The organism is Paraburkholderia sp. BGA-UO-ETr-F21 (assembly GCF_059567925.1).
On record NZ_JCAQOY010000013.1, the window covers coordinates 1 to 25,506 of the forward strand.

23 protein-coding genes are annotated in these 25,506 nt (G+C 60.6%); 7 read left to right on the top strand and 16 right to left on the bottom strand.

Annotated features, from left to right (window positions below; translation table 11 throughout):
- The first annotated feature begins 567 nt into the window (after nucleotides 1–567).
- Nucleotides 568–2,154 carry a Na+/H+ antiporter gene (locus AC57B1_RS09900; RefSeq protein ID WP_496417436.1) on the top strand — a complete coding sequence of 529 codons (1,587 nt, stop codon included), beginning with the start codon at nucleotides 568–570 and terminating at the stop codon, nucleotides 2,152–2,154.
- Nucleotides 2,155–2,202: 48 nt separating this feature from the next.
- Here the strand turns inward: AC57B1_RS09900 and AC57B1_RS09905 are convergent, their stop codons facing one another.
- Nucleotides 2,203–2,841, bottom strand: coding sequence for an HD domain-containing protein (locus AC57B1_RS09905; RefSeq protein ID WP_496417437.1), 639 nt, complete (start codon nucleotides 2,839–2,841; stop codon nucleotides 2,203–2,205).
- Between the two features lie 239 nt (nucleotides 2,842–3,080).
- Here AC57B1_RS09905 and AC57B1_RS09910 point away from each other — a divergent pair, with 239 nt between their 5' ends.
- Entirely contained in the window at nucleotides 3,081–4,040 is a 960-nt protein-coding gene (locus AC57B1_RS09910) for a GlxA family transcriptional regulator (RefSeq protein ID WP_408352320.1), read from the top strand.
- A 117-nt stretch (nucleotides 4,041–4,157) separates the two neighbouring features.
- A complete protein-coding gene (locus AC57B1_RS09915; RefSeq protein ID WP_496417438.1) occupies nucleotides 4,158–4,916 on the top strand; it encodes an SDR family oxidoreductase in 759 nt (252 codons plus the stop codon).
- A gap of 101 nt (nucleotides 4,917–5,017) precedes the next feature.
- Here AC57B1_RS09915 and AC57B1_RS09920 read toward each other — a convergent pair whose 3' ends face one another.
- From AC57B1_RS09920 to AC57B1_RS09980, 13 genes are all read right to left on the bottom strand, one after another.
- Entirely contained in the window at nucleotides 5,018–5,764 is a 747-nt protein-coding gene (locus tag AC57B1_RS09920) for a winged helix-turn-helix domain-containing protein (RefSeq protein ID WP_091805273.1), read from the bottom strand.
- An 855-nt stretch (nucleotides 5,765–6,619) separates the two neighbouring features.
- Nucleotides 6,620–6,985: a response regulator gene (locus tag AC57B1_RS09925; protein ID WP_007178665.1), complete on the bottom strand. Its 366-nt coding sequence runs from the start codon at nucleotides 6,983–6,985 to the stop codon at nucleotides 6,620–6,622.
- Between the two features lie 20 nt (nucleotides 6,986–7,005).
- The gene (locus AC57B1_RS09930) at nucleotides 7,006–7,977 is read right to left on the bottom strand and encodes a chemotaxis protein CheX (protein ID WP_496417439.1); all 972 of its coding nucleotides are present in this window, start codon (nucleotides 7,975–7,977) and stop codon (nucleotides 7,006–7,008) included.
- 37 nt (nucleotides 7,978–8,014) lie between these two features.
- Nucleotides 8,015–8,557, bottom strand: coding sequence for a hypothetical protein (locus tag AC57B1_RS09935; protein WP_496417440.1), 543 nt, complete (start codon nucleotides 8,555–8,557; stop codon nucleotides 8,015–8,017).
- Nucleotides 8,554–9,288, bottom strand: a complete 735-nt coding sequence (locus AC57B1_RS09940) for a methyl-accepting chemotaxis protein (protein WP_496417441.1) — start codon at nucleotides 9,286–9,288, stop codon at nucleotides 8,554–8,556. The genes AC57B1_RS09935 and AC57B1_RS09940 overlap by 4 nt, the downstream gene beginning before the upstream one ends.
- Before the next feature lie 44 nt (nucleotides 9,289–9,332).
- A complete protein-coding gene (locus AC57B1_RS09945; RefSeq protein WP_496417442.1) occupies nucleotides 9,333–11,723 on the bottom strand; it encodes an ATP-binding protein in 2,391 nt (796 codons plus the stop codon).
- Nucleotides 11,724–11,970: 247 nt separating this feature from the next.
- On the bottom strand, nucleotides 11,971–12,666 hold the full coding sequence (locus tag AC57B1_RS09950) for a DNA alkylation repair protein (RefSeq protein WP_496417443.1): 696 nt from the start codon (nucleotides 12,664–12,666) through the stop codon (nucleotides 11,971–11,973).
- Nucleotides 12,663–13,070 carry a DUF1398 domain-containing protein gene (locus AC57B1_RS09955; protein WP_496417444.1) on the bottom strand — a complete coding sequence of 136 codons (408 nt, stop codon included), beginning with the start codon at nucleotides 13,068–13,070 and terminating at the stop codon, nucleotides 12,663–12,665. Before AC57B1_RS09955 ends, AC57B1_RS09950 begins: the two co-directional genes overlap by 4 nt.
- A 24-nt stretch (nucleotides 13,071–13,094) precedes the next feature.
- Nucleotides 13,095–13,616, bottom strand: coding sequence for a MarR family winged helix-turn-helix transcriptional regulator (locus tag AC57B1_RS09960; protein WP_408352305.1), 522 nt, complete (start codon nucleotides 13,614–13,616; stop codon nucleotides 13,095–13,097).
- Between the two features lie 491 nt (nucleotides 13,617–14,107).
- The gene (locus AC57B1_RS09965; RefSeq protein ID WP_496417445.1) at nucleotides 14,108–17,458 is read right to left on the bottom strand and encodes an enterotoxin A family protein; all 3,351 of its coding nucleotides are present in this window, start codon (nucleotides 17,456–17,458) and stop codon (nucleotides 14,108–14,110) included.
- A gap of 602 nt (nucleotides 17,459–18,060) precedes the next feature.
- Nucleotides 18,061–18,579: a hypothetical protein gene (locus tag AC57B1_RS09970; protein WP_408352301.1), complete on the bottom strand. Its 519-nt coding sequence runs from the start codon at nucleotides 18,577–18,579 to the stop codon at nucleotides 18,061–18,063.
- 211 nt (nucleotides 18,580–18,790) lie between these two features.
- Nucleotides 18,791–19,270: a nuclear transport factor 2 family protein gene (locus AC57B1_RS09975; protein WP_408294662.1), complete on the bottom strand. Its 480-nt coding sequence runs from the start codon at nucleotides 19,268–19,270 to the stop codon at nucleotides 18,791–18,793.
- 13 nt (nucleotides 19,271–19,283) lie between these two features.
- On the bottom strand, nucleotides 19,284–19,949 hold the full coding sequence (locus AC57B1_RS09980) for a TetR/AcrR family transcriptional regulator (RefSeq protein WP_496417446.1): 666 nt from the start codon (nucleotides 19,947–19,949) through the stop codon (nucleotides 19,284–19,286).
- Between the two features lie 108 nt (nucleotides 19,950–20,057).
- Here AC57B1_RS09980 and AC57B1_RS09985 point away from each other — a divergent pair, with 108 nt between their 5' ends.
- Nucleotides 20,058–20,708, top strand: coding sequence for a YceI family protein (locus AC57B1_RS09985; RefSeq protein ID WP_496417447.1), 651 nt, complete (start codon nucleotides 20,058–20,060; stop codon nucleotides 20,706–20,708).
- 75 nt (nucleotides 20,709–20,783) lie between these two features.
- Here AC57B1_RS09985 and tdh read toward each other — a convergent pair whose 3' ends face one another.
- A complete protein-coding gene (gene tdh / locus AC57B1_RS09990) occupies nucleotides 20,784–21,815 on the bottom strand; it encodes an L-threonine 3-dehydrogenase (RefSeq protein ID WP_408187654.1) in 1,032 nt (343 codons plus the stop codon).
- A 13-nt stretch (nucleotides 21,816–21,828) separates the two neighbouring features.
- Nucleotides 21,829–23,028 carry a glycine C-acetyltransferase gene (locus AC57B1_RS09995; RefSeq protein ID WP_408352295.1) on the bottom strand — a complete coding sequence of 400 codons (1,200 nt, stop codon included), beginning with the start codon at nucleotides 23,026–23,028 and terminating at the stop codon, nucleotides 21,829–21,831.
- Between the two features lie 149 nt (nucleotides 23,029–23,177).
- Between AC57B1_RS09995 and AC57B1_RS10000 the strand changes: the two genes are divergently transcribed.
- From AC57B1_RS10000 to AC57B1_RS10010, 3 genes are all read left to right on the top strand, one after another.
- On the top strand, nucleotides 23,178–23,816 hold the full coding sequence (locus tag AC57B1_RS10000) for a helix-turn-helix domain-containing protein (RefSeq protein ID WP_408352293.1): 639 nt from the start codon (nucleotides 23,178–23,180) through the stop codon (nucleotides 23,814–23,816).
- 113 nt (nucleotides 23,817–23,929) lie between these two features.
- On the top strand, nucleotides 23,930–24,328 hold the full coding sequence (locus AC57B1_RS10005) for a DUF2471 family protein (protein WP_091805320.1): 399 nt from the start codon (nucleotides 23,930–23,932) through the stop codon (nucleotides 24,326–24,328).
- 59 nt (nucleotides 24,329–24,387) lie between these two features.
- Nucleotides 24,388–25,470: a tyrosine-type recombinase/integrase gene (locus AC57B1_RS10010; protein ID WP_496417448.1), complete on the top strand. Its 1,083-nt coding sequence runs from the start codon at nucleotides 24,388–24,390 to the stop codon at nucleotides 25,468–25,470.
- Nucleotides 25,471–25,506 lie beyond the last annotated feature (36 nt).

Consider the following 25,506-nt stretch of genomic DNA (forward strand, 5'->3'; position numbering starts at 1 on the left):
CGTTTCGTTGAAAGATCCAGACCAAGACCGAGCTGTGTCATCGGGGAACCCCTGAAACTTGCCTTCTCCCAGGATAGTCGACCCAGACGTCAACGCCAGGACTTTTGCAGACCTTCCCTAGCGCAGATATCAGGTTCTTTGGTGAACGATATTCCCCACAAAAGACCGGCCGTGTGCCGATGACACGGACAACCGGAGGTCGTGTGCCAACTACCAGGTTGTAGATTCAAGTGGAGTAGATATTTGGAGACCTTGTGCATCGCAGGACACGTTATCCCCAGTTTGTGTTGACAGGGCTGTTGATAACTCGGGGGCTGCACGCTTAAGTGCTTGAAGCGAATGGTTTTGTCACCGACGGTGCGGAGGAATGCAACTGGCGGCAACCCAAATCCTGCGGGCAGGCGCGCGTCAGTTATCCCCACAAATTGTTCGCAAGGCTGTGGACAACCTGCGCAGAGTCCACCCAAGTGATTGATACCACACACCTATCCTGTGTCGGCGCAACCACAGGCACCGCACCCGCCGTGTGATAAAAAGTAGTTCTCCTGCCACCCAGCGAGGCCGCGCATGTCGTCCGTCATGGGCTTCAAAGTCGTTCTGCTGTCGCTCGTCGCGATTATCGGTTTGGAACTGCTCGCCAAGCGGCTGCGGCTGCCGCCAGCCGCCGCACTGCTGGTCGGCGGTGCGGCAATGGCCTTCGTGCCCGGACTCCCGCGCTTCAATCTCGACCCCGAGCTGGTCCTGATCGTGTTCCTCCCGCCGCTCCTCATGGACGGCGCCTACTTCTCCGTTTGGGACGAGTTCAAGCGCAATCTCGGCGGTATCCTGCTGCTCGCGATCGGCGCCGTCGCGTTCACCACGCTCGCCGTCGGTCTGGTCGTGCATTGGGTCGTGCCCGCGTTGCCATGGGCCGCCTGCTTCGCGTTGGGTGCGATCGTCTCGCCGCCAGATGCCGTTGCCGCGAAGGCCGTGCTCGAACGCGTTGCGCTACCGCGCCGTCTGATGGTGATCCTCGAAGGGGAAAGCCTCCTCAACGACGCCGCCGGCCTCGTGCTGTTCCGCTTCGCCGTCGCGGCCGCGCTAACCGGTACGTTCAGCGCACAGCATGCGATTGGACGCTTCGCCGTGCTCGCGTTGGGCGGCGTGACGGTAGGCGTGGCGGTCGGCTTCCTGGTCGTCAAGCTGCTGCGCTATCTCGACGACGCGTACCTTGTCATCGTCGCATCGACGCTTTCTGCCTGGATCAGCTACATCGTCGGGGACATGCTGGATGTATCGGGTGTGATCGCGACGGTGAGTTGCGGGATGGTGCTCGGCTGGCATCAGCACGAAGTCTTCTCGGCAGCGGTAAGAATGCGCGGCACCGCCTTCTGGCAGGTCCTGATCTTCCTGATGGAAGCGCTGGTGTTCATGCTGATCGGGCTATCGCTGCGCGGCGTGATCGTGCGGCTGGGCGGCGTCGGCGATACGTTGACCGCGTTCGCTCCGGCCGTCGGCGCGGTGCTCGCGGCGGTCGTGCTGTCACGCTTCGTGTGGGTCTTCGTGACGGAATGGTTGAAAGCGCTCGTGTGCAAATTGACGCGTCGCGAGGGCGGCAAGGCCGACTGGCGCTCGGCTGCTGTCACGAGTTGGGCGGGCATGCGTGGCGTGGTCACCTTGGCTATCGCGCTCTCCTTACCGGAGACCATGCCCGGTCGCGATCTGATTCTGGTCGCCTCATTTGCCGTGATTCTGGTAACGGTGCTCGGGCAGGGCACGACGATCGGACCACTGATTCAATGGATCAATCCGGACCACGCGGCCGAACGAAACGCACGGCATCTGACCGAGCCGCAGGCCTGGGCACGGCTCGAAGCCGCGCAACTCGCCGCGATACAGCCGCTGGTGCACGGGCCGGATGGCAGCGTGATTCATCCACGTTTGCTGGAACAGTACAGTTACCGCGCGCGCATCACCGAGGGCTATCAGAACGAAGCAGCCTTCCCCGCCGCCGAACGCGCTGCCCATTACGACGTTGTGCTGGCAGCCGTCTCCGCGGCTCGGACCGAGCTATTGCATCTGCATCGAACGGGCTTGCTTCACGATGAACTGCTAACCATTCTCGAACACGATCTCGATCTGCAGGAGATCGCCGCGTTGCATGGCAGGGGCTGAGCGCCAATGCCATCTGCTCCGAATCGATTTGGAACGCTCATCGGCAACTCACTCCTTCCACGCCGAACCCATAATCATCGTGCAGAAATTCTCGCGATGGTAATGCGGGTCCTTCAGCGCCAGCACGTCCGCTTTCACGTTCCCGAAGGTGGTCTCCGGTTTGTGAATGGTGCCGTGCGCGAACGCGTCGATAATGCCTTCCTTGAAATGCGCGCCTCGCGGATGCGCGTGCGTGACCTCGTGGCGCTGGTGTTCGGTAAAATCATCGTAGGCGAGTCCCAGCACGTCCATCTCCACGCCCGCCGTGACCAGCGCGACCACCGGCTTCATATGCCGCGGAATGCCAGGCGTCGTGTGCAGTGCGATCGAGTTCCACACCTGTTCGATGTCGTCCTCGCCAATGCCGTGACGTCGCAGGAAATCACGCGCCGCGTTCGCGCCGTCTACCTCGAAGCGGTCGTGCTCGCTGCTATACGGCGCAACCAGCCCCATGTCATGAAACATCGCGCCGATGTACAGCAGTTCGGGATCGTACTTCAGCTGCTTGCGCTCGCCGGCCAACGAGCCGAACAGAAAAACGCGCCGTGAATGGTGATACAGCAAGTCGGTTTCGGTATCGCGCACGAGTTGGGTGGCTTCGCGCGCCATCACGCTGTCGGGAATCTGAATACCTGCGATCGTGGTCATGCAATGAACTCCGTAATGGATTCGAATAAACGGAACGCGCGGTCTTTGTGACTTGAAAGCGCGTTTGGTATGCTGGTCCGCGGCGCTTTTTTCAGCGATTCAAGCAACGCGTCCGATGAAGTCCAGTATTGGTCAACGCGCCGCCGCGAACAATCGTCGTGGACCGTTGAACACTGCCAAACGCACCGCGTTGACTGCCGCGGCATGCGGAGTCCGTCCATCGTCACAGGAAGTTTTCGATGCCCACCGTTGCGATCGCCATCTTTCCCGGCGTGCAGGCGCTCGACGTCGCCGGCCCCGTCGACGTCTTTTCCGAAGCTAACCGTTTCACCGCGCCCGAAGATCACTACGAGGTGAAACTGATCGGCGCGGAATCCGCACCATTGCGTGCGTCCAACGGCATGACGCTGGTCGCGGACGCCACCTTCAGCGAAGCGCGTCGACCGTTCGATCTCGCCCTTGTCGCGGGTGGGCCCGCGCTACCCGATCGTGCGCCCGACGCGCGTGTGCTGGAGTGGCTCGCCAACGTCGCCACGCAGGGCGACCGTTACGGTTCCATCTGCACCGGCGCATTCGCGCTCGGCCACGCGGGCTTGCTCGATGCCCGCCACGTCACCACGCACTGGCAGCATGCAGCACAACTGGCGGCGCAATTTCCCAACGCGCGCGTCGATTTCGACCGTATCTACCTGCGCGACGGACCACTCGTCACATCAGCCGGCGTGACGGCCGGCATCGATCTGTCGCTCGCTCTCGTCGCCGAAGATCATGGGCCGCACATCGCGCTCGCGGTCGCCAAACGCCTGGTGGTGTTCGCGCAGCGGCAAGGCGGCCAGTCGCAGTTCAGCCCCTACCTGACCGCGCCCGTCGACGAGACGTCGCCCGTCGCCAAAGTCCAGGCGCACGTCATGGAACGGATTCGCGAGAGCTTCACGGTAAAGCTGCTGGCCGACGTCGCAGGTATGAGCGCGCGCAACTTCGCGCGAGTGTTCGTGCAGGAGACCGGCGTGACGCCACATGAATTCGTCGAACGTGCTCGTGTCGATGCCGCGCGCAAGCTGCTCGAGAGCAGTGGCGCGGCGCTCAAGGCGATCGCGTACGACTGCGGCTTCGGCACGGCAGATCGCATGCGCATTGTCTTCACCAAGCGGATCGGCGCGACGCCCATGCAGTATCGGGAGCGCTTTCGCTCGCCTTGAACCTGAACGTACGCGGACATGAACGCGTCTGAGGGGTCGGCACAGGGCGCAAGACGCAGGAAAATATTGCGTGAGAAAATAGCGGCCTTGCTCACGCCAACGATTTCAAGGACCGACATGACCACCTCTTCTCCGATCCGTGCGATCGTCACCGGCCACAACCGTGGCCTGGGCGCGGCGCTCGCCGAACAACTTCTTGCTCGCGGAATCGCGGTGCTGGGTTTGTCCCGCTCGCGTCATACCACGCTCAAAAACCATTTCCCGGCGCTGCTCGAAGAAATCGAACTCGAACTCGCCGACACCGCCCGCGTCTCGCAATGGATCGCGACTCATGCGCTGCGCGAATTCGTCAGCGGCGCGCAAACCGTGCTGCTGATCAACAACGCGGGGATGGTGCAGCCGATCGGCCCGATTGAAGGACAGGACGCAGCGGCCATCGCAAGCGCGGTGAGCCTCAATGTCGCCACGCCGTTGATGCTCGCCAGCGCGCTCGCCGCAGCCGCCGTCGACGCAACCGACCGGCGCATCGTGCACATCTCCAGCGGCGCGGCGCGCAACGCGTATGCCGGATGGAGTATCTACTGTGCAACGAAGGCCGCGCTCGATCATCACGCGCGCGCCGTCTCGCTCGATGCGAATCGCGCGCTGCGTGTCTGCAGTCTGGCGCCGGGCGTGATCGATACGAATATGCAGGCCGAGATTCGCGGAAGCGGGGCCGAACAGTTCCCAATGCGCGAGAAATTCGAAGAGCTCAAGCGCAACGGCCAACTATCGTCGCCTGAACAATGCGCGACCCAGTTGCTCGACTACGCATTGAGCGATGCTTTCGGTCAAACGCCGGTCGCCGACATTCGCGAGATCGCGAAGCCGGCGTAACCAGCAAAAACGGAGCAAAACACGGAGCGAAAAACGGCGCAACATTGGATCGCGTCGTGCGCTCCCGAAAAGTCTCACCTTTTGGGTCGCTCGCCGCTGAACTACACACCGGGCGCGACCAGCGCGCCGCGCTCGGCCGCACCCAGCTCGCCGTGCGGCACGAACACATAGCCGCGTCCCCACACGGTTTGCACGTAACGCGGCTCGGAAGGATCGATTTCGATCAGACGACGCAGCCGCCAGATCGACACATCGAGGCTACGCCCTTGATGCAACACGCTATTGCCGCGCAGCTTCTCGTTGAGCTGCACGCGCGTGAGCACGGTCATAGCGTGATTGACGAAGATCTTGAGCAACGCGAACTCGGAACTTCGCAACGCGAAGTGCTCGTTGTCGCGACGCAATTCGCGCGCGGAGAAGTTCAGTTCGCAGCGGCCAAAGCGATACGGCGGCCGCGTCTCCGGCGCACCCGGAGCGACCGTGCCGCGCCGCCGTAGCAGCACGCGAATGCGGGCGAGCAGTTCGGCAGGGTCGGCGGGCTTGCTCATGAAGTCGTCGGCCCCGAGTTCCAGACCGATCACACGATCAATCGCCTTGTTGCTCGACGAGAGCAGAATCACGGGCACATCGTTGCCGCCCATGCGCAGGTCGCGCAAGACGGCGAGACCATCGCCATGCGGCGCCGAAATGTCGAGCACCAGCAGCGAAGGCCGTTCCATCTCGACCACATGCTTGAGCCCGGCGCCCGGCGGACGTGCGGACACACCGCAGCCCTGGCCGCGCAATGATTCGCCCACCACGGCAGTCAAGCCGGCATCGGCGCCCACGAAAAGAATATGCTGACTCATCCAACTGATTCCAGAAGACGATCGTTGTTCAGAGACAGGCACCTGGCGTGCGGATATAGTCAATCCGCGCCCGCTGTCGTCCGCGTCGCCATCATCCCTGCATGCGGGTGTTCTCAAAACGCGGAACAGCCCCCAAGGTTGCCAATTTCTTCCCAACTCTTTCAACTCGGAACGTGATATGGCACGCCGCATGTGCCGCCCCGTAAGCGTTGCCGTCTCGCTCCCGAAAAGGCTCACCTTTGGCATGGAGCGCTTTGGGTTTGGCACGAGGCGGGCGTTGAACTGCTCCTGAAAACGCTCACCTTTCGAGCTTGGGGGCAGGCCGCAAGGGCATGCTGGGCGTGGCCCGGATGCCCGAGAACAGGCCACTCCCGCAAACCCTCACCTTTAGAACTGGCAGAGTAATTTGCATACCCAGGTAAGCGGCCGGGCGTGTGCGGGTCTTGCCTCAAGATGGAAATACGCGATTTGCGCGAGAGAATGGGTGTTTTGAACGATGTGGTCCAGCCCTCGACACCATCGTGCTGAAACAGGGGCCGGGTGAGTGCCGATCGATTCCGCCACTCACCGTGTTCGATCCGAGGTCCTTGAGCGAAGCATGCGCACGGGCCGCGCGCCTCAACGAACCATGCTTTCTGAGCGCCTTCACGCGATACATGAAAGGTCCCGAATATCCTCACCTTTGAACGAGCGAGCGTATCCGGATGCGCGGCCTCAATCACCGCGCGGATCGGTTTATTCGCTTATTTAGCCTGTTTCGACCGCCGCAGCGAACGCGGAAACCGACTCAAAGACACGTTTGCACGCGGCTCCCGAAAACACTCACCTTTGCGTGTGACTCTCGCGCAGCAGCGTTTAGCTCGCCAGTTTGCGGAACGTTTCCAGCACGGCGTCGCCTTTGAACGGCTTGACGATCCATCCCTTGACGCCGGCCGCCTTGCCCCGCTCCTTCATCGCCGGGCTGCTCTCGGTGGTCAGCATGATGACGTTGACGGTCTTGTTCGCGAGCTCGCCGCGAATCTTCTCGACCATCGTGAGGCCGTCCATATTCGGCATGTTGACGTCGCTGATCACCAGCTTGATGCCGGGGCTGGCCTTCAGCTTGGCGAGGCCGTCCTTGCCGTCCACCGCCGTGTCGACGTCAAGACCGTTCTTCTTCAGAAAGCCGGCCACTTCGTCGCGCACCGTGCTCGAATCATCCACCACCAGAATTTTCGACATGTTTTTTCCTATGATCACACTCAGAACAGATCCAGTTCGCCTGCCTCGACCATCGCGCCGACGTCGTCCGAGACTTCCTTGAAATCCTCCGGCGACCAACTCAGGCTGAACACAAAACGTTGATGCAACTTGACCGCCCGGCTCGACTGCGGGTCCTTCAACCAATACGTGAAGCACAATTGCGGATTACCGCTGCCGAACGAGATGTACTTGTGTTTGTGATTCACCAGCAGCGGCACCTGCACCTGGCTGCGCGCCCAGGCGTCCGCATCGCCGACATAGCGGTTCTTGAAGGAACCCCAGATCAGGTTCGTCACTTCGCCGAGCACGCTGTTCAGGTCGCGGAAGTCGGCTTCGCCGTGTTGCGCGTCGTCGATCATCCGGTAACGATCCAGCAGGTCGAGAATCGGCGTCTCTTCGGCCTGCATCATCATGTAACCGCGGCACCATGCGCTTTCGAGCGGAATCAGACTGAACACCTCGCCGAAGATGATGCGGTCGCGCACGATATGCGGCGTGTCGCACGTGATGGTCAGATCCTTGAACACGTCGCCGAGAATGGCCTGTGTCATGTCGGCGATGCCGCGCACCAGTGCGTTCGGATAATCCAGGCTGAAAATGTACTCGTCGATCACCTGCCGTAGCGGCGCCATATCGTGCGCGACGTACGCCGCGCAGACCACGCGCCGCAAGCTCTCCGGCAAGCCGTCCATGCCAGGGCCGTCGTTCCGCCTCATAATGATCGGCAACTCGGGACGCACCGCGTTGATCCTGATCGCGATCTCGGCGCTGGCTTCCGGCGAGCCACCGTAATGCTCGGCAAACAACACCGCGCCCAGATCGATATTCGAGCGCAGCACCGACTGCAAGCGGTTTTTGCCGACCTTGACGCCGACCAGATTGTTCTCGTCGCAAAAGCGCTTCAGCGCCTCTTTGTGAGCCGGGCAATCGTCCAATACCAACACCTTGCTGACCGGCTTGTTCATGTTCATGTTGCGTTCCTGCTCGCAGCGGGGATTCGCCGCCTGATCAAAACAACTCCAGCTCGCCGCTGGTTTCTTCGAGCGCGCCAGTGTCGGCGATGAAGTCGATCGGCGCATGCGCACACACGCATACCGTCGCGGCGAGCCGCACGGTACCGTTCAGCGTGACCGAATACGACGACAGCAGACCCGGCTTCAATTCATGCAGATGCGGCAGGCAACGCGCGTTCAGCACGTAAGGCGTCGACATGCCGAGGTCTGGGAAGTAGCGCAACAACGCCTGATTCATCGCCCCGCAACACAGATTGCAGATTTCCAGAAAGACCTCCTGGAAGGGCCGCTCGTCGGCGCTGTCTTTCAGGTAGTAGGCGCGCGTGCTGTCGTCTTCGTCGAAACGAAGGATCAGCAGCAGCCTGAACACGATCGACGAAATGGTCAGCACGACCACTTGCGAGTCTTTGGATGCGCCAAGGCCGGCCTCGGCAAGCGGCGCAATCTCGCACAGATCGCCGGCATCCAGCGGCAAGCGCACTTCGGCCGCCTGGCGGAAAATGCGCTCAAAGCTGTCCTTGGCGTGGGCCGAAATCACACCGCCACCTCGTGCAGCTTAGAATGAAACTGATTGGCTAGCGACTCGACGCTGGCGAGCGACGCCGCGATCATCTTGCCGCCGGCCTGAATGTCCTGAAACGTCGACGTCGTGGTCAAGTCATTGCGATGCAGGCTGTCGCGATAGCTTTTTGACAACTCTTCGGAACGCGCGGCGAGGGCGCGCACTTCGCTCGCCACCACCGCGAAGCCGCGCCCCGCCGGACCCGCCCGCGCGGCTTCGATCGACGCGTTCAGCGACACGATCACCACGTGCCGCACAATCGAAGACAGCTCCTGATTCTTCGCGTGCATGTCGTGGTTTTGCGTCATGAGCGAAATCATCTGTTCGTGCCAGCGCTCGAATGTCGCGCCGAGACTCTTCAGGCGCTCGGCCTCGCCGGCAATCTGCCGGGCCTGATGCGCCAACTGGTCTTTGTCCTCGGTGGCCACTTTCAGCGCGTCACGCAGTTCGTCGGCGCGAGCCGATTGGAGCGCGAGTTCCTCGCGTAGCTGCGTGGTCAGCGAATGCAATGCCTGCTCAGCCTGCTCACGCTCGCGAATGGCGCCGCCATGCTGGGCCTGCCCGGCTTCGAGCGTGTCGATCCGCGTTTGCGCTTCGGCGCGCAACTGTGCCGTCAGCTTCGCGCTGTGCAGCTTGTGGGCGGCAAATGCCAGCAGCGCGGTCACCGCGCTGCCTGCTGCCGCCGCCAATACATACTGTTGAATCACAACCGTTCCTTCGAATTCCGTCGCGCCGTACGCCGATGCGGCGTTCAGTCCGCCATCGCGTCGAGTTGCAGCGCGCCGGCTTCGCCGCGTGCTTCCACACCGAGCGTATCGACGGCGACGCTATCCGGCAGGCAAACAATCGTCTGGAACTGACGGAACGCCGCGCCCTTCTGATCGTCGGTAAAGCGCAGCTCGATGCTGCCGTTCGCGCGCTTGAGGAAATCGCGCACGGCGTCCATGCCGACTCCACGGCCCGATAATTCCGTGACCGTTTCCGCAGTCGAGAAGCCCGGCCGGAAAATGAAATCGGCGATCGCGTCATCGCTCAGCGTGTCGTTGCTACCAATCCAGCCGCGTTCCATTGCGATACCGCGAATGCGATGGAGCGCGAGGCCGCGGCCGTCATCGCTCAGCGTGATCTGCAACGCGCCGCTGTCCACGCCCACTTCAATGTGGATCGTGCCGGCCGGCTTCTTGCCGTGCTCGCTGCGTGTCTCTGCGGTTTCGATGCCGTGATCCATCGAGTTGCGCAACAGATGCATGAACACATTGTTCAACGTGCCGCCGGCCTCGCCACGCAGACGGTAACCGTTGTCGTCGATATGCACGTTCGGCGCGGGCTTGCCCAACTCGCTCGCAAGCGACGGCAGCGAGTCCAGCACGCCGGATAGCGCGTCGCGCACGCTTTCGCTGCCCAGTGCCCGCAGCGTACGGCGCAGCGCTTCGCGCATGGACTGAAGTTCGTGCAGTTCGCCGGCGTCTGTCTGCTCCAGCATGCTCAGCGTGTGCTGGATATGCTCTTTCGCGACCATCACGTAGTGAGCCGAGTTGCCCGCGTCGTTAATCTGGCCTTTGCCCTTGCGGCCAAGGCTCTGCTCGTTGATTTTCGCGTAGCTCTCGATCGCTTCGCGCACGCGCGTCAGTTCGCGCATCAGATGCTCCTGATCCCACGAGCGGCCCGCGTCCGGCTGGCGCAGCTCGTGATAGCTCTGTTCCGTTTCGTGAACGACGTTGGTCAGATGCTGCAGGTTATAAGTGCGGGCATTGCCTTTGATGGTGTGCATATTGCGGAACAATTCGGCAATCGCCGCGTGATCCGCCGCCGAATGCTTGCGAATGATCCGCTCGTTCTCGCTGATAAAGCCGGCCGAACTCTCGATGAAATGGTGGAACTTCTCTTCACTGACCGCGAGAATTTCGCCGATCATGTCGAGTCGGCGGCGCTGTTCGCTGGCCTCAGCGGCCAGCTTGCGCAATTCGGTAACGTCGCGCACGCAGAGCATCAGGCGCACGATCACGTCGTTTTCATCGGTAATCGCCGACCAGCTCAGGTCGAGAATCTTCACGCGGCCATCGGGCATGCGTCGGGAAATCTCGCCGACCAGCAGATGCTGATTGAACGCGAAGTTGATGCAGTCTTCGCCGAGGCAGGCATGCGCGGCCGCATCGACTTGCGAAAGCGCGTCCGAACCGAGGTCCGTGTCCGCAAACACGAGATCCATCAAACCGCGCCCGGCAATGTCCTTCGTTTCGAAGATGTCTTCCAGATAGGCCGAGTACTCCGCGTGGATCACGGCGCCGTCGATCACCGTCAGAATGCCCTGCTGCATGTTCTGCAACATCGCCTGAATGTCCGCGGTTTTCTGCTTGAGTTGCGCCGAACTCTCCTGAATCTTCTCGATCATGCCGTTGAAAGCAACGATCGAATGGCCGATTTCATCGAGCCGGCCTACCGGCACGCGCCGCGTGAAATCCTGGTTGGAGGCGATCTCGCTCATCATGGCCTGCATGTGGCTGAGCGGGCGCGTGATCTGACGGTAGAGCAGCGAGCCGATCGAAGTCAGCAGAATGATCGCGATACCCGTGACCGCCGCGATCGCCGTGGTCGTCGTGGCGAGTGTGGCGTTCAACGCGGTAATCGCCTCGTCTTTCTCGCGATTCTTCTCGACGCGCAAGGTCTCGACGATTCCTTCGAGTTCGTCGCGATACTGCGCGACATTGGCGAACAGATAGGCCTGCGCGAGTTCGTTCTTGCCGTCGGCCTTCATTTTGGCCGTCTCGGCAATCGCGGAGAAATAGTTGTCGAGACTGTCTTTAGCTTGTGAAACCAGGCCCTTCTGGGCGTGGCTCGCGGCATCTTTATCCTGCAACGCAAGCGCCTGTTGCAACGAAGCGCGCTTATTTTTCAGTTCGTCCTGAGCCTGGGCGACCATGTTGGCGTCAGGCGCGTAGACCAGTGTCATCGTGGCGAGCTGCACGTCTTTGACTTGCGACACGAGGTCGGCGGAAGCGAGCGCGCTCGGAACGACGCCTTCGGTTACCTTGCGCACCTCGACCGCGCTGCCGCGCGTCTGGTAGACAGCGTAGCCGCCAATCGCCGATAAGGCGACGAACATCAGAACAACCAATAGCGTGATGCGATGACGAATAGTCATGTGAACCCCCCGGGGTCTGGCCTTCGCGTCAGCCCTCAATGGGAGCAGCGCGTTTTATGCGAAATATGGTCTGACTTGCAGCGCTGCGGAGTATTGCCCACGCATGTTACTAAGCGATGACTACAGACTTTTACTACGCATTTAACGCGTCAAATATAATTCTCAAGTTTTCGGATAAAGCGCCGTTAACCAGCGGCTTTTTATTTGCGTTTTTGTCACCGCTGCAAAAGTCCGAGCGTTCAAAGCGTCAGCGAATCGAAGGCAGATGCTTGGACGCTTCGCGCAGACTGAGCGGTGAAATAAGGTCGCGTGAAGCCGACAGAAAGCCGCTCACCGAGTCGGGCGCGTGCCACGCGTAATCTCGCAAGGCCCAGCCGATCGCTTTGCGGATAAAGAAGTCGCTTTCCGCGGCCAGCGCACGCGCGTACCCGAACAGACGATCTTCGTCGGTATGCTCGCGCCAGCCGAGTTGATGAATCATCGCAATGCGCCGCACCCATAGTGATTCGTGCTGAAGCGCCGCGTCCATGACTGCCTGCGCCTGTGGCGTCTCGACTCGCGCCGCTTTCAGCACGTCGCCGACTACGCCCGCGAGCGGATCGACCGAATCCCACCACGAAGCTTGCTGCGCGATTGTCAGCAGATGCGCGATGTCGTTGATCCCCAGCGCCTTCCATTTACGCGCCAGCAGATCCGTCGCGACATACTGGCATTCGCGCGCCGGAAGGGTCCACAAAACGTGCGCACACGCCAGCAGATGATCGGCGTTCTCCACCTGCAGCCGCTTGAAAACCGGCAATACCGCTTGCCGCCGCTGCGGCGTCGGCACGCCGATGAATTCGAACTGGTGGCGCATGTACGCGCGCATCGCGAGCGCGCGCTCCGCGTCGGCGTGCGGCGCGAGAGCCGCCTGAATGTCCCTCGCGAAAGCTTCAGGTGTCATTGAGGAAAGCGCTCCACGTGAACTTCGCCGCGCCGACCGAAATACTGCACCTGGCGTCCCGCGATCCAGACGAAATAACCGATGCATCCCGCAGCCATGGTTCGGCTCACGAACTCCGCGTACTTGACCGCGCCGCTTTGCGCGCCGCGCACGGCCTGGTTGACCGCGTCGGCGTCGAAGGCATTCGCAATCGCGATGTGCGGTAGCGGCAATGCGATCGCGTGCGTCTCGCCGCCGGGCGCATAGTACGTATGCTCGCCGCGACGGTAATCGGTGAAGTACGATTCGACGCCGGCCTCACCGAGCGCGCGCACCACCGAGCCGAAATCGATCGTGCCTTCGTGCGAGCGCTTCGCACAGTCTTCAGCCACGAGGCGGCTGGCTTCATTGAACTTCGCGGACATGTCTATCTCCAGCAGGGTGAGCGTTTACTCGATGGGAACCGCCTTCAGGCCGTGGACGGCGACCACGTTTTTCATTGCGTCGACGATCGCCGTTTTTACACCAGCGGGCAGGTGGCCGAAGAACTCTTCGTCGTTCTGATCGGCCAGTCGCGCGAGTTCAGGCACGAGTTTTAGTCCTTCCGTACTCAGTGCAACGACGTGATTGCGGCGGTCTTCTTCGACCGTCTCGCGTTCGAGCAGTGCCTTGGCTTCGATCCGCGTGAGCAGCTTCGACACCGCGCCCTTGCTCATGCCGGTGCGTGCCGCCAGCGCCGTAGCGGATGTCGGGCCCGAGTCGTAGATCTCGCGCAGCAATACCCATTCGGACACAGTCACGCCATGGGCTTCGACCTTCATCTGGAAGCCATGCGACACGTGATTCGACACGAAGCGCAGCCAGTAACCGACATGCGCTTCAAGTCCGCTAACAGGTTTCTTGCGATCCGACGCTGTGGGTTGCTTTCGAGCCGGCGCGCGGGTGCTGTTCTTTTGACGAGGACTTTGCATGGGGTAACGCCATCTTCAGGAGCATTGACGGCATATTAGTTTCCTAGGAAACCAATGTCAATATTCGCGGATACCGAGGTTGGCGAAGGCCTGTCACTGCACTCCCGAATTCCCTCACCTTCGGGGTTGAAGTGCGCGCACAGGTTGCCATATTCTCACCTCGACGCATCCCGAATCTTCTCACCTATCGGTTGGCGATCTAGCGACCTGCCGCCGGGCCGCCTTGCTCGCAGTCAGCGCGTATGATCGCAACTCCCTGGAAATCCTCACCTTTTCTTAGGTGCGGATCCGGTGCGCCGGTTGCTCACCTCCTGGAATCACTCACCTTTCAACGCGATCTCCTGGAACTCCTCACCTTGACGCAAGTTTGCGGAGCGTTGAGGTGCCGATCTGCTCCTGGAACGACTCACCTTTGAGTGGATTCGAACGGTCTCCTGGAAAGCTTCACCATTGAAGAAAGTTAACAGGATGCGCTTGCGGCAATGTATTAACTACGCCGGCAGTGTCTCTTCCAGCCGCAAGCGTGCGTCTTCCCGAAACCGAAGGTCGTTCCAGACATCGTCGCTAATTTTGAATCCGCTCGAGATTGGACCCAGATTCTCATACGACTCGTGATCCGTCGTCGGATCTACTGTCGCGCGCCACACAGGCTTACCGCCTAGCGTTCGCACTTCCAGCTGGTTCTTACCGATTGGGACTGCGTAAAAGCCATCCCGGAAGAGCCATGCGGCATTTTCCGACTTCAGCAACGAGATGGTCATACCCAGTCCGCCGGTTGAACGTGCAAGGTTCGCATAGTCAAGAAAGTTGAAACCGTTGAATGGATCAAACAATCTTTCCGTCACGAAATGAGTCGCACCAGGCGGCAACAGGGAATCGGGGTTTTGATTGAACGCATACAGCTGTTCGGGTGTGCCGGTCGTGCTATGCCGATAGGAGTTTTTGTTGACGGCGAGCGGTGTGACCTCAGCGCCGCGCTGATCCGTCAGTTTCCACCGTGACCGGTCCGCGGCATCGTAGTCTGTCAGAAACGGCGTAGCCCAGCTAAGGCCCACAGTCAGGTATTTCAGATTCTCTTCATGAACGAGATGGAACGGATTGCTTCCAGCGAGGCGAAAAACACCGTTCAGGTTGCGCGGATCTTTGGGGATGGTGCCGACCGAGAGCGAATCATCACTTTCTACACTTAGGACCTTACTGTAGTTATTCGCAAAGTGGAAACGACCGTCCTCGCCCATGACGAATTGCGTAGTGCTGTTGGGTCGATTGGAGGCGTAAGTCTTGTTGTAGACCCAAACGTTCTTGCCTGCGTCGGCATACAGAATGTACGGATAGTTGCCGCCATACGCCTGCAAGGTCATCGGCCCCAGATAGTCTTTCCCGGCTGACTGGCGGGCCGCCAACTGATGGACTTGCAAGCGGGTATTGAGATAGAACTCGGCCTGCGCCAGATTAGGCTCTTGCCTCGGGGCCGAAAACCGCTTGTATTCGGGTTCATGCCAGGCGGCGCTATCGATCGGAAAGCGGGCGAGCTGAGGTTGCGCTCCCGCAGTCCACGTCCGCCTGTACACGTCCCAACGGAAGGCAGGATTTTCGTGGTAGTGCCATAAGTGCCCTTGTTTCACGTCCTTCGTCTCCCACCAACCCAATATCTGCGTGTTGTCGATGTGGCCCATGGCGGCAAATTCATGGTTTTCCGCGCCGAGAGTGTGTGCGCCGAGGCTCGCGTTCACATTGACCATGTTAGGGGACGGCGCGATAGCGTAGATATACCCGTTCTCCGATTGATGGCGCTGGCGGTCGATGGCAACCGCCGATGTTTCGAACGTCCCGAGATAGCCGCCACTGTCTGTTTCCCCTTCGTGGGAGGCAATGTCGAAATTGTGCAGGGACAAATTGACGTCGCGCAGCGGTGTAATTGCAGCGTCGAATCCTCCTCTCTTCGCGACTTCGGCCGGTTTGTCCGTTGATGGGCGAAGTAGCACCCACGGATCGGCGGCCAATGTCGAGTCGGTTGAACGTTTGAATTCCAAGCGCTTGTCCACATAAGTCTGGATCGAAGGACGACTGTCCGGCGGTGCGGTTGGCAGGTCCAGGCGCGGGGTGACGAGCTGAACGGTTGGCGCTGACCAGGCCCTTCGCTCTGCGTTGTCCAGACTGATGTCTGCTCTGCGCACGCCGGAAGCCGCGAAATCGGCTTCACGGGCGAACCATGCCGTAGTAGCGCCAATGACTCCGCCTTCGGCGCTGTATCCCCCGTCATAGACGCCACGTATTGCAGCCGACAAATCCTCAAAGTTGTTATACGTATAGGCACGGAAGTTAGGATCGTAAAGCTCGTAGTGATCGCGCGAAACATCCGGACTTTGGTTGAGCCGCTGTACGACGACCGGCCGGCTAGGCTCTCGTCTCGACGTTCCCCCCGCTTTAGCGCTTAACGAAAGATCGATAACCGCGAAGTCGTTGCGCAGAGCCACGGGTCCGCTGTCGCTGTTATACGGTTCGGCGAAGTGTGTTCTCAGTTCACTCAGGAGATCGTCTGCTGTCGTGACGCGATGCATGCCGCTGTGCCGGATGTAGTTCGCCAGAACACTGGTAGAGGCCGACTGGAAATGCTCGTGAACGTAATTCGAACTGTTGATGAACCGCTGACGTGCATCTGGATCGTTCCGCAAGCCGCGTAGGCTTCCGATGAAAACGCCGAGCGATTGTGCTCTCCCGTCGGCGACGGCCCGTAACGCAGAGGTTGCCAGGCTTTCGTCCGGGCTGCGCAAGCCGGAACGCGCCGCACCGTCCGGAAAAAGCGTATCGAGCGATGGGGCATTCGAGGAGGCTGCATGTCGCTGGTAGATCAGGTTTTCGCATTCGGGGATGGGCGGCCCCTTACCGGCGGCTCCCGGTCGCGGGTCAAGGACTGGCGTAGGGGTTCTACTCTCAGACGGTGTCGTCGAGTACACCTGCAGTTTGAACGGCATGATTCGATAGTCGCCTTCCTGCTCGCCGAAAGAGGAGCGCGTCCTGAAGGCGGTTGCCATGAAGCGGTTCAACGCTTGCTCTGTATTACCCCAGTTTGCATATTCGAATGCGCCATTGTTGGGATCGAAAATCGTATAGCGATTGTCTTCTCCTCTCTGGATGAGAATTGCGTGCCCATAATCCCTTCTATCCGTTGGCGACTCTAGGCTCAGTTGGACGTACGCGATGTCGTTGGGATGGCGCAGCAAATTCTGTGTCTGGTGATTGAATAAATCGATGCGGTGATTGCGGTCTCGAATGCCGGCGAACGTATTTGGTGGCTGCGGCGCATAGCGGCTTAGGCCAAGTTTGGCGCCACCGGTCTGGAAGTTTGTGATGCGACCGAACATCTCCCTTCGCGAGACGGCGTTACGGGTGTCCGCGCGCATGTCTCGCACCGCTGAGATGAGCGTCGATTCACGCTGACCGGGCGATCCGGGTGTCGTCGGCTGATCGCCCACGCCGCGATCGAGTCGGCGGATGGCTTCCCGGACCATGCCATCACACAGGCCGCCGCTCGCCTGATTACGGCTTTCTTTATATTCGGGCTGCGCGAAGCCTTCGGAGGCAATGCTGCCTTCCTTCAACGCGTCGCCGCCAAGATCCCTGATGCATTTGCTGAGAACCGGGCCGCGTTTGACCCGTGGGCCGCCGTCGTCGTTTGGGACTGCGAGATTGGGTGCGGCAGGCGCGGCGCGCCCCGCGCGGTAGCCGTTTCTGGCTTCGTCCTTCCCAATTGAGCGCGCACTGCCGGTGAACCATGTCCTCGCATCGTGAAAGGCAGACGCTTGCTGCCGAGCGTGGCGATTCACGCGGTGTTTCGTCATGAGGTCCGCTCGAGAAACGTCGCCGGGGCGACGCTCCGGCGGCGCATTGCGAAGTTCGTCTGGACTTTTCGAGGAGGGCTGCGGATGGCTACCTGTGTTACGTGGCTTTTCCTGCAAGGATTTGCAGGCATTGGCGACTGCGGCATTTGCGCTCGTGGACTGGGTAGCCGGTTGCGTGCTGCTGAGTCGAGTAGCGTCCTGCTCCTCGTTCGGAAGCTCGCAGCAGCGACAGGGGACGCAATTCGGGCTTGAACCGGAGACGCGCATGATTGATGCTCCAGGAGGTGGAATACCAAAGGGGCTATCTCGCGGAATACGAGAACCCTGCGGCCGATCGTAACAACGACGGTTTCCACCTTGTGGTACGCGGATATGGCGTAACGCGTTCATTGTGGCCGTCTGATGCGTCGACTGTCAGGGTGGTTCTGCCTGTGTCGTGGTGAACTCACCTGCTGGTATTTCTCGCCTTTCTGCTGGCGATCTCCTGGAACGTCTCACCTTTGCCGGATTGACAAAGGCTTATTCCGGCGTGCTCTGTTCAGCGATTTTCCGGATTGCCCAAAAGTGGGGTCGCTCGTTATTTGTCCAGGTGACGTTTCGTGTCAAAACTTCACCTTCAACTGAAACCCGATCGTAAACGGAAGATTGTCCGACGGGATGGGCGGAATCACAATGAAGTTCGCGCCCACGCGCTTGTATTCGAGCATGACGATCGGTGCGACGACCGGTCCGATCGTATGATCGCGGCCCAAACCCCAATTGCCGTAGTTATAGCCCGAGATAATCCCGCCGATCGCCGCGATCCGCACGATGCCCCAATGCGCGAACTCCGGCGCCCACACACCGCCGCCATAATAAGAAGGCCGGCGCAGCGAATTGCGAAAGCCGCCGGCAGTCAATGCCCATTGATTATTGAGCCAGCATTCGACGCCGAGGCCCGGGTTGAACTGTTCGAAATGGGTGTTCGGGTCAGGGTTGATATGATACGAGCCCAGCATGGCGTCGACCCACACGCCACCCTCGCACCAGTTGCCCGCATGCGCGGCGGACGCCGCGGCAAGGCTCGCTACGAGCGCAATAGCCACGCGTCGGATGTTCTTCTTGATCTGCCGAAAATGCATGTCCTCTCCGCCACCGGTCGAGCGCCGGTGTCATCTGTGTTCTGGGTAGGGTTGCTTGCCGTCCGTCGCGCACTGTACCTCAACCCTTCAGCACGATGTTGAGGACACGCTCGGACGCCCGGGCACGAGACGTGCCCGTTAGCGCAGACGCAACGATAGCCGAGAACCGATGTCGGAGCGGTGAACGCGCATTGGGCGTTCGCCTGGCGGGTTAAAGACCGAGATCGGACAGACCCGGGTGATCGTCAGGACGGCGGCCAAGCGGCCAATGAAAAAGACGGTCCGCTTCGCGGATCGGCATATCGTTGATGCTGGCATGACGGCGCGCCATCAGTCCATGCTCGTTGAACTCCCAGTTCTCGTTACCGTACGAACGGAACCAGTTGTTCGAGTCGTCGTGCCATTCATAGGCAAAGCGCACGGCGATGCGGTTATCGGTAAACGCCCACAGTTCCTTGATCAACCGGTAGTCGAGTTCCTTCGCCCATTTGCGGCGCAGTAAAGCGACAATCTCCGCGCGGCCATGCGTGAACTCCGCGCGGTTGCGCCATACGCTGTCCTGCGTGTAGACGAGCGACACACGCTCGGGATCGCGGGTGTTCCAGCCGTCTTCCGCGCCGCGCACTTTCTGGATCGCGGTTTCACGTGTGAACGGTGGCAGCGGCGGGCGGGTTTCGATCGGGTCGGCCATGATGGTTCCTCAGTCAGGTTGCGGTACGCCGGGATGGCGGTCGTTTGCGTGGCGGTGTAACTGGCTCGCTCGCACATTGCGCGTCGAGCAGGACTTCGGCTGCGGTTTGTGCGTCGAGCGCCGCGTCGGGCTCGCCGCTTACCAGCGCGACGGCGATTGCGCCGTCGAGCAGGATCAACCATTGACGCGACAGGCGCGCGACGCGGCGGGCGTCCATGCCCGACTCCGCCGCGAATTCGTCGCATTCAGTTCGCACGAACGCCAGCAGGCGTTCTTTGTGATGGCGCGCGACGATCCGGATCGGGTCCTCCGCGGAGGCGATTTCACCCGACGCATTCAAGAATGCGCAACCGTGAAAATTCTCCGATGCAAACCATTCGCGCAGCACCTCGAACATGCCGAGCAGGCGTTTGCGTGCCGTCTTGCCGTGTTGCTGCGTGCCGGTGATAAACCAGTTCATCCAGCGTTCGTCGCGCCGGTCGAGCGCGGCCGCCACGAGCGCGTCTTTCGATTCGAAATGCGTGTAAAAGCTCTTACGCGCCGTACCGGACTGTTTGACGATCGCGTCCACGCCGGTGGCATGAATCCCGCCCGCGTAGATCAACGCTTCAGCCGCATCCAGCAGCCGCTCGCGCGCACTGCCGGGCGGGATTGATTCAGTGTGAGTGTCCGTAGCCATGAACGAAGGGTAGAACGATCATTCTCCTTCGTCAAGACTTTTGTGTTTTTGCGGCGTGAGAGCGCGAACTGCTATCGTGAGCGGGATCGGTCAACGGGAACGAACTTCATGAGCACACTGAGTCTGCGCGCCGCGTTCGTGCGCGCGTTGCTGGGCGCAACGTTGTTAACGGCAATGGCTTGCACGCCTGTGCAAGTGCTTACACATTCGGTCAGCCAGAACGAAGCGCGTGTGCCGCCCGGCCGTTATGAAATCGATCCGGATCACTGCAGCATTACCTTCGACATCGATCACTTCAAGTATTCACGCTTTACGGCGCGGTTCGATCGCAAGAAGGGGGAGCTCGACTGGAACGGAGGCGGTCTGGACAAGAGCACGACGTCGGTCACGATCGACGCCGCAAGCATCGATACGAATGTGCCTCTGCTCGACAAAATGGTGAAGAGCGCCAGCTTGCTCGACGTGGAGCGCTATCCGGAGATCCGTTTCGTCAGCACGCGTTTTGAGCGCACCGGCGAATCGCGCGGCACGTTGACCGGTGATCTGACAATTCACGGCGTCACGCAAACAGTCACGCTCGACGTCACCTTCAACGGTTTTGCGCCGGATCCGCTCACGAAAAAAGACACGCTCGGCTTTTCCGCCGAGGGCCATTTCAGCCGCGCCAAGTTCGGTCTGGCGACGTGGTATCCGGCTGTCGGCGACGATGTTCATGTGCGCATTCAGGCCGAATTCGTTAAAACGCCCGCAGGCGGGTGAGCGCGGTGCGGGCGTTGGGCGGGACGTTTTTGCTGCGAGCAGCGATTGCGCGCTGACGCGTGTCGGCGTACTAACTCACGCGGCGGTCCAATCGAGAATCACCTTGCCGCTCTCACCTGAGAGCATCGTGGCGAACGCTTCCCGATAGTCGTCGACCTTGAAATGGTGCGTGAGGATCGGCGAGAGATCCAGACCGCTTTGCAGCATCGCGACCATCTTGTACCAGGTCTCGAACATCTCGCGCCCATAAATGCCCTTGATTTCGAGGCCTTTAAAGATCACCTGAGTCCAGTCGATCGCGGTCTGCGCGGGCGGAATGCCGAGCAGCGCGATCTTGCCGCCGTGATTCATCGCTTCGAGCATGCCGGTAAACGCGCTCGGCACGCCGGACATTTCCAGCCCGACGTCGAAACCTTCCGTCATGTGCAGGTCCGCCATCACGTCGCGCAACGATTCGCGCGAGACGTTGACTGCACGCGTCGCGCCCATCTTGCGCGCGAGTTCGAGGCGATAATCGTTGACGTCGGTAATCACGACATTGCGCGCGCCGACATGTTTGGCGATCGCCACGGCCATGATTCCAATGGGTCCGGCGCCGGTAATCAACACATCTTCGCCGACCAGATTGAACGACAGAGCTGTGTGCGTAGCATTGCCGAACGGATCGAAAATGGCGGCGAGGTCGTCGGAAATCTCGGGCGGAATCTTGAACGCGTTGAAAGCCGGAATCACCAGATACTCGGCGAACGCGCCTTCACGATTCACGCCCACGCCCACCGTATTGCGGCACAAATGTCTGCGGCCTGCTCGACAATTACGGCAGAAGCCACACGTAATATGTCCTTCGCCCGACACGCGATCGCCAATCGCAAAGCCGCGCACTTCCTGGCCCATCTCGACGATTTCACCGACATATTCGTGGCCGACATGCATCGGCACAGGAATCGTTTTCTGCGCCCAGTCGTCCCACTTCCAGATGTGAATGTCCGTGCCGCAAATCGCAGTGCGCGTGATGCGGATCATCACGTCGTTATGGCCGACTTCGGGTTTCTTAACGTCCGTGAGCGTGAGGCCCGGAGCGCGTTCGAGTTTTGCCAATGCTTTCATGTGCGCCTCCGTTTCAAATCACACCGAGTTCACGGCCGACGCGCGCGAATGCATCCACCGCTCTGTCGATCTGCTCGCGCGTATGCGCGGCGCTCATCTGCGTGCGAATGCGCGCGCGGCCTTTCGGCACCACCGGGAACGAGAAGCCGATCACGTAGACGCCTTCCTTGAGGAGCGCATCGGCCATTTTCGAAGCCAGTTGCGCGTCGCCGAGCATGACCGGAATGATCGGATGTTCGCCGGGCACGAGCGTGAAGCCGAGCGCGCTCATCTTGCCGCGAAAGTGGGCGCCGTTTTCGCGCACGCGCGCGCGCAGTTGCGCGCCTTCCTCGCTGGCCAGCAGTTCGAGCACTTTGAGCGATGCGGCGGCAATGCTCGGCGTCAGCGTGTTCGAGAACAGATAAGGACGTGAGCGTTGGCGAAGCAACTCGACGATCTCCTTGCGCGCGGCCACATAGCCGCCCGAGGCGCCGCCCAATGCCTTGCCCAGCGTGCCGGTGATGATATCGACGCGCGACAGCACGCCGCAATGTTCCGGCGTGCCCCGCCCGTGTTCGCCGACAAAACCCACTGCGTGCGAGTCGTCGACCATCACGAGTGCGCCGTAACGGTCGGCCAGATCGCAGATGCCGGCGAGGTCGGCGATGATGCCGTCCATGGAGAACACGCCGTCGGTGGCGATCAGCTTGAAGCGCGCGCCAGCAGCCTCCGCTTCGATCAGTTTCGCTTCGAGATCGGCAAGATCGTTGTTCTTGTAGCGAAAGCGCTTCGCCTTGGAAAGCCGCACACCGTCGATGATGCTCGCGTGATTCAGTTCGTCGCTGATGATCGCGTCGTTTTCGTCGAGCAAGGTTTCGAACAGCCCGCCATTCGCATCGAAGCAACTGGAGTAAAGAATGCAGTCGTCGGTTTGCAGAAACGCGGCGAGCGCTTTTTCCAGATCCTTGTGCACGGTTTGCGTGCCGCAAATGAAGCGCACCGACGCCATGCCGAAGCCGTCAGTATCCAAACCTTGCTTGGCGGCGTCGATCAATCGTGCGTCGTCGGCGAGGCCCAGATAGTTGTTCGCGCAGAAGTTCAGCACGGACGTGCCGTTGGCAAGACGGATGTCAGCCGATTGCGGGCTGGCAATCACGCGCTCGTTCTTGTAAAAGCCGTCAGCGCGAATCTGCTCGAGGGTGTCGCGCAAATGGGCGAGGTAAAGGTCACGCATGAACCAGACTCCTGAAATGGGTGAAAGCGCCCGTGTCAGCGTGTTCGGCATGTGCGACCACGGAGCGGCCTGTTATAGTCGGCTGTCAGTTTTATCGGATATTTTCGTTTTTCCGAACTAAAATCCGGTATGTCGAACAACTCTAAACGATGGGTCAGGAAATGGCAAGTTCGGGTATCCGCCGCGCCGCGGCCAACGCGGCACCCGCCTCAGGCGCAACCGCGGTCCCCGCAATCGCGGCGCCGCCGCGCGTCGGCGAGCAGATTCAGCGCTTACGCGCCGAACGGCGCATGACGCTCGACGACCTGTCGCGCGCTGCCGGTGTGTCGAAATCGATGCTTTCGGAGATCGAGCGCGATAAGGCCAATCCGACCATTGCGGTCGCCTGGCGCCTGACCAACGCGCTCGGCGTCAGCCTGGATTCACTGTTCGCGCCGCAAAAGACGCCGGAAGCGATCGCCGTCTCCGGTCCGCACGAGATTCCCACCTTGAGCGGGCACGATGCCAAGTATCAGTTGCGCGTGTGGGGGCCGATCGATCTCGCCGGCAAGTTCGAGTGGTATGAATTGACGCTGCAGCCGGGCGGGGCGCTGGCTTCGAACGCGCACGAGCCCGGCACGCGCGAGCATCTGACCGTGCTGCACGGATCGATCGAGATAGAGGCGGCGGGCACAACGAAACGGCTGAAGGCAGCGGACACCGCGCGCTATGTCGCCGACGAACCGCATGCCATTCGCAACGCCGGCAAGGGCGAAGCGAAGGCGCTGCTCGTCGTGATACACGGCTGATCGTCAGGCAGTCAGGCGCGCCGTGACTAGCAGTTGGCGGAATCGGGACTTCAGACAAGGTTGCATCGAGCACTGTATATTTGTACAGTACAGGGTATCGATTGGAGCCGATAATGAACAACCTGATAACCGACTCGACCGACCATGCTCTGGCCGCGCTGCGCTATCAAACCGCGGCGCGTGATCTCGAACGCATCGTGCGCAATATTGCCGCGCGCTACATCGTGCAGGAGGTGCCGCTCACATGGCGGTTGCTGCATGCCATCGAAGCCGAAGCGCTCGCGGATCTCGGGTTCGCCAGCCGGCACGACGCGTTGATGCTGGGGCTCTTTCAGCGGCCATCCGATCTGCCTTATCCGGAAACGGATGAGGCAGTCGACTTCGGAACCTCCACGGCATTGCCGGCGGTTTTCGCGTTCGCAGTGAGCGCCTATGAAGAGGCGGCACGCCGCGCTGCACAACCGTCACCGCAGAATGCGCCTCTCAAGCGCGCACGCGCCTGGGGCGACTAGTCGCTGCATTTCCATCCGTTGCCACCTACAATAGGTGCAACTAACGGAAATATAAGCTCATGTCGCCCCCTCATCTGACTGACCCCGTGCCTCGCCCGGCGCCTTCCACGGATCTCTTCGATCAACAACGTGAAGACTGGCGACGTGACCCGCAAATCGCTTTCGACGCATGGCTTGCCAAGCAGCATTTTCGGCGTTCTTCCGCTGAAGTCTATCAGGCGCAGTGGGGGCTTTTTCTAGATTGGCTGGGCATGCGCGAGAAGAGTCTGGCCACGGTCGATGCTCACACGATTGCTGAATTCGTCGCCGGGCTCGAGGTACGAAAGACTCAGCGCGTACGGTATTTACGACTCATCGAACGCGTACTCGATCATGTGCGCGAAATCGAATCGGCTTCGACCAATCCGGCACGCTTCATTGCTCAGGATGGCGAAGCAGCGTGGCGCAACGCGCGCGATAACGAGCCGACTGGCTTTCTCAGCCACGCCGAACGAACCGCGTTGATTGCACATCTGTTTTCACCGTTGCCGAATCTGTCCGTGGCGCAGCGTTGGCGAGAGCGGCGCGACCGTGCGTTGATCGCAGTGTTCTTAGGTGGTGGATTGAAAACCGGTGAAGCCGCTTCACTTACTGTTAGTTGCGTGATCGTCGGCTCGCCCTGGGTGACGATCGAGTCCCCGAATCCCATGCTGACGCGGCGCACACGGCTCGCGCCGTTCGCCGCCGCGATTCTCGATGCATGGCTCGCCGAAAGGCGTCTTTCGGAATTGGCCGGCAATCTGGTTTTTCCGGCATCGCCCTCTGGAAGGCCAATGCATAAAGCCACCATGCTGCGCGCGGTGGACGCCTTGATCGATGGCGCGGGAATTGCCGCATCGAGGGCGTCGCGAGCCAGTCCGCAGACATTGCGCAACACCTTTGCGGCGGATCTGTTCGAGAGCGGGGTCGAGGCGGAACTGGTCGGGCAATGGCTGGGATTTGTGCAGGCGGTGTCCGCAAACAGGCTGTATCGCGCATGGCGAAACTGGGTGGATCAGCAAGATTCCCCTGCTGCGGAGGTTCCGGATCCGGCCGTTCCTCCGTTGGCCGCACCTCGGCGTGACGGGCGTTTGACGAGGAAAAGGGGAGCTGGCGAGTCCTGAATTTCCTCACCTTTCGAGTCCCGAATTTCCTCACCT

Coding starts and splice junctions, on each gene's coding strand:
- AC57B1_RS09900 (WP_496417436.1), top strand. CDS start 568: ATGTCGTCCGTCATGGGCTTCAAAGTCGTTCTGCTGTCGCTCGTCGCG.
- AC57B1_RS09905 (WP_496417437.1), bottom strand. CDS start 2,841: ATGACCACGATCGCAGGTATTCAGATTCCCGACAGCGTGATGGCGCGC.
- AC57B1_RS09910 (WP_408352320.1), top strand. CDS start 3,081: ATGCCCACCGTTGCGATCGCCATCTTTCCCGGCGTGCAGGCGCTCGAC.
- AC57B1_RS09915 (WP_496417438.1), top strand. CDS start 4,158: ATGACCACCTCTTCTCCGATCCGTGCGATCGTCACCGGCCACAACCGT.
- AC57B1_RS09920 (WP_091805273.1), bottom strand. CDS start 5,764: ATGAGTCAGCATATTCTTTTCGTGGGCGCCGATGCCGGCTTGACTGCC.
- AC57B1_RS09925 (WP_007178665.1), bottom strand. CDS start 6,985: ATGTCGAAAATTCTGGTGGTGGATGATTCGAGCACGGTGCGCGACGAA.
- AC57B1_RS09930 (WP_496417439.1), bottom strand. CDS start 7,977: ATGAACATGAACAAGCCGGTCAGCAAGGTGTTGGTATTGGACGATTGC.
- AC57B1_RS09945 (WP_496417442.1), bottom strand. CDS start 11,723: ATGACTATTCGTCATCGCATCACGCTATTGGTTGTTCTGATGTTCGTC.
- AC57B1_RS09950 (WP_496417443.1), bottom strand. CDS start 12,666: ATGACACCTGAAGCTTTCGCGAGGGACATTCAGGCGGCTCTCGCGCCG.
- AC57B1_RS09955 (WP_496417444.1), bottom strand. CDS start 13,070: ATGTCCGCGAAGTTCAATGAAGCCAGCCGCCTCGTGGCTGAAGACTGT.
- AC57B1_RS09960 (WP_408352305.1), bottom strand. CDS start 13,616: ATGCAAAGTCCTCGTCAAAAGAACAGCACCCGCGCGCCGGCTCGAAAG.
- AC57B1_RS09965 (WP_496417445.1), bottom strand. CDS start 17,458: ATGACGAAACACCGCGTGAATCGCCACGCTCGGCAGCAAGCGTCTGCC.
- AC57B1_RS09970 (WP_408352301.1), bottom strand. CDS start 18,579: ATGCATTTTCGGCAGATCAAGAAGAACATCCGACGCGTGGCTATTGCG.
- AC57B1_RS09975 (WP_408294662.1), bottom strand. CDS start 19,270: ATGGCCGACCCGATCGAAACCCGCCCGCCGCTGCCACCGTTCACACGT.
- AC57B1_RS09980 (WP_496417446.1), bottom strand. CDS start 19,949: ATGGCTACGGACACTCACACTGAATCAATCCCGCCCGGCAGTGCGCGC.
- AC57B1_RS09985 (WP_496417447.1), top strand. CDS start 20,058: ATGAGCACACTGAGTCTGCGCGCCGCGTTCGTGCGCGCGTTGCTGGGC.
- tdh (WP_408187654.1), bottom strand. CDS start 21,815: ATGAAAGCATTGGCAAAACTCGAACGCGCTCCGGGCCTCACGCTCACG.
- AC57B1_RS09995 (WP_408352295.1), bottom strand. CDS start 23,028: ATGCGTGACCTTTACCTCGCCCATTTGCGCGACACCCTCGAGCAGATT.
- AC57B1_RS10000 (WP_408352293.1), top strand. CDS start 23,178: ATGGGTCAGGAAATGGCAAGTTCGGGTATCCGCCGCGCCGCGGCCAAC.
- AC57B1_RS10005 (WP_091805320.1), top strand. CDS start 23,930: ATGAACAACCTGATAACCGACTCGACCGACCATGCTCTGGCCGCGCTG.
- AC57B1_RS10010 (WP_496417448.1), top strand. CDS start 24,388: ATGTCGCCCCCTCATCTGACTGACCCCGTGCCTCGCCCGGCGCCTTCC.